The 2584-nt window shown below is 39.4% G+C and carries 3 protein-coding genes and 1 pseudogene; 1 reads left to right on the top strand and 3 read right to left on the bottom strand.

Going from position 1 to position 2584, the window contains the following annotated elements; all coding sequences use genetic code 11:
- Both BLR64_RS29850 and BLR64_RS29845 read right to left on the bottom strand, forming a co-directional pair.
- Window positions 1–194 (bottom strand): sigma factor (locus BLR64_RS29850; RefSeq protein ID WP_279615499.1); only part of this gene is annotated, 194 nt, incomplete at its 3' end.
- A 140-nt stretch (window positions 195–334) separates the two neighbouring features.
- Window positions 335–622 carry a hypothetical protein gene (locus tag BLR64_RS29845; RefSeq protein ID WP_090720347.1) on the bottom strand — a complete coding sequence of 96 codons (288 nt, stop codon included), beginning with the start codon at window positions 620–622 and terminating at the stop codon, window positions 335–337.
- 914 nt (window positions 623–1536) lie between these two features.
- On the opposite strand from BLR64_RS29845, the pseudogene BLR64_RS31300 reads away from it, so the two are divergent.
- Window positions 1537–1758 (top strand): annotated as a pseudogene (locus BLR64_RS31300) (Abi family protein); the annotation flags it as partial.
- Between the two features lie 175 nt (window positions 1759–1933).
- Here BLR64_RS31300 and BLR64_RS29830 read toward each other — a convergent pair.
- A partial coding sequence (locus tag BLR64_RS29830; RefSeq protein WP_167360812.1) for a DDE-type integrase/transposase/recombinase occupies window positions 1934–2584 on the bottom strand: 651 nt, incomplete at its 5' end.

Here is a 2584-nt window from a genome sequence, read left to right as displayed (position 1 = left end):
TTCAGCGAACGCAGGTGCATCAATATCTCATTCTCGATACATCGGGCCGCGAAAGTGGCAAGCTTTGTGCCCTTGTTCGGACGGTAGCTCTCAATCGCCTTGATCAATCCAATCGTGCCGATGGAGATTAAATCCTCCATATCCTCCCCTGTATTGTCGAATTTTTTGAGGTTGTGGACACGATGCGATGTCATTTAAGTATCAAAATGTTCTATCTGAATTTAAAGTTTCTTTTCAACATATGCGTCAATCACTAAGTTTAATAAGTCTTGTGTGCTTGGTTACGCAATTTTGTTAAAAAAATAGGCACCGGTGGTAATTCCGTTGCCAACGATTATAACTTATCAATCATTTCTTCTACTTCACTTAGTTCGTTACTATCGATGTACTCCTTGTATTCCATGTATAACCTATTCGCTTCCTGTTTATGATTTGCCGCATTCGTTTCAAATATGGTCTGGTATGACTGCGCTTCTCGTAGTTGATATTTAACTGATTTAGTTTGGGTTGCATTCTTAAAGCCGTTTACAAGATTTTCTTGATTTTCTGCTTGACTTCTGTTTGTTTCATATTCACGTACCTTATTGCGTATATCATTTATGATTTTTGCAGTAATAGACATTCATTATCCCCTCTCATATGTATACGGTAATGGCACCAAATTTTTGTGAAAACATCAAAAAAAGAAGTGCTCGGAATGTATGTGTTTGCTTTACTTGCAACTGTATTATGCTGAATTAAAATAGAAATTGAAACAGATTATTAATTTGTAAAACCATCTTCTTAGCCCATTCAGGGTATAATACATAAATAAATGTAGCCCCAGCAATCAGTAGCATAACTACATTCAGTCTATAGTTTTTGTATGAATTAATATAATCATTAATGTGCCCTGTGATAGTTAGCTTTTGCTCTAATATATTTTCTATATCTAAACGAACTTTTTCAATTCTTTCTTGAACCACTAATGGAAATTCAGTAATTACTTTATAATAATTTCGAATCTTAAAAGACCGAACAAAGGAGGAAAAAATCATGAATAAAATTTTTGATCTAATTCAATTAGCACAGAGAGGTGATAAACAGGCTGAAGCAGAACTTGTTTAACGTTATGAACCATTAATCAATAAGTATTTCCGACAAAATGGAATTCTCAATGAGATTACTGCGACCATCCCGGCATACTCTATCCGATAGGTTTCGACCAGTCCCGCAGCCGGCCCAAGGCGCTTTAGCGCTCATCAGACAGTTAAATGTTACCATGTGATTAGATCCTTAACGGACATTGTTTTGTGCTTCCCGTACTCTGATTTCTCAAGGATATGAATTACATCCACTAGAGCCATGCCCGATCCATATGAAGGGCAGTCGGTAAGCTTCTTGTAATCGCCCTTACCTTTTCTCCATTCTCCTCTAAGCTATTTCCCAATTCTGGCTCCAGGAACTGACTCAATGCATTAGTAGCGTAATCCAGGTTATTCCCTCCTTTAGAGAAGCCGTAGCCCCGTGTCATGAACCCCTTCTCAACATCGTAAATTCTTAGATGAAATTCACACCTGCATAAATAAAAATTCTAAAGATCTTTTCGTACGTCATCACATAGATCATTGTGCCGGTCACTTTCCAGTGTGGGTAGCTCTGGAAGCCGTAACTTTTGGGGTTATCTCTAAGTTATTCTCCAACTTGGTAACAGCAGATCAGAATGATATAGCTCGTAGCTATTATACAAATGACCATTTTAAGTACTTAGAGAACTAGTTGCAATGCTTGACTGTGTTAAGAAATAAATGTGCCCATTACAGTAGGTTATTCAATTGCAATTTAACAACGCGAATCAGTATACCCATGGACTATATAAAATTTAAAATAAATAACCGGTTCGGCCCCTTAATTATGGAGTCATTCTCTTAAATTCTCTGTCTTTCGCAGTTTCTTAAAGTGAAATCTTTACCTCTTCCAATTGGCCTGCTCTCCACGCTGCATGGTATTGGTTGGGGCTCAATCGTTTTAAACTGCCATGGAACCTTCGCTCGTTGTAAAAACGAATATACTCGGTAACGCTCTCGTACGCTTCTTCAAAGGTTTCAAAGTACATTTTACTGTATACATCTCGCTCTAAAATGCTGTGGAAAGACTCAATATATGCGTTCATATTCGGCGTTTTGGGCGGAATTCGTTCATGAATAAGCGGCGCCTTTTCGTCCAGGCACATCTCTGCAAACGCATGGCTGAGAAATTGTGGACCATTATCCGTGCGGAGAATCGGCGGGGTCTCTCCAGGCTGTATACGCTGCTGTAAGGCCTGTTTAACGGTCGCACAGATCTCCTTAGCGCTGCAGCTTGCACCCAAGTGGTAGCCAACCACACAGCGGTCAAACACATCAATCATGTCAAAGATAAAAAAGAATCGGTCATAGCCATGAATATAGCCGTACTTAATATCCATTTGCCAGAGCTGGTTGGGTCCGGTAACCACGCGGTTTTGGGCGAGACGCCTTGGATATTTCACCTTTTTGTCCGGCTTCTTTTGGAGCAGTCCTAGCTTTTTACAAAGCCGGTAAGCCTTCTTGTGATTCAAAATCAA

This window comes from Paenibacillus typhae, assembly GCF_900099765.1.
GTDB lineage: Bacteria > Bacillota > Bacilli > Paenibacillales > Paenibacillaceae > Paenibacillus_AQ > Paenibacillus_AQ typhae.
This window is presented reverse-complemented; position numbering and strand designations above follow the sequence as displayed.

What these genes read in the sequence shown, in the direction of transcription:
- BLR64_RS29845 (WP_090720347.1), bottom strand. Translation starts at nt 622, where the DNA reads ATGTCTATTACTGCAAAAATCATAAATGATATACGCAATAAGGTACGT.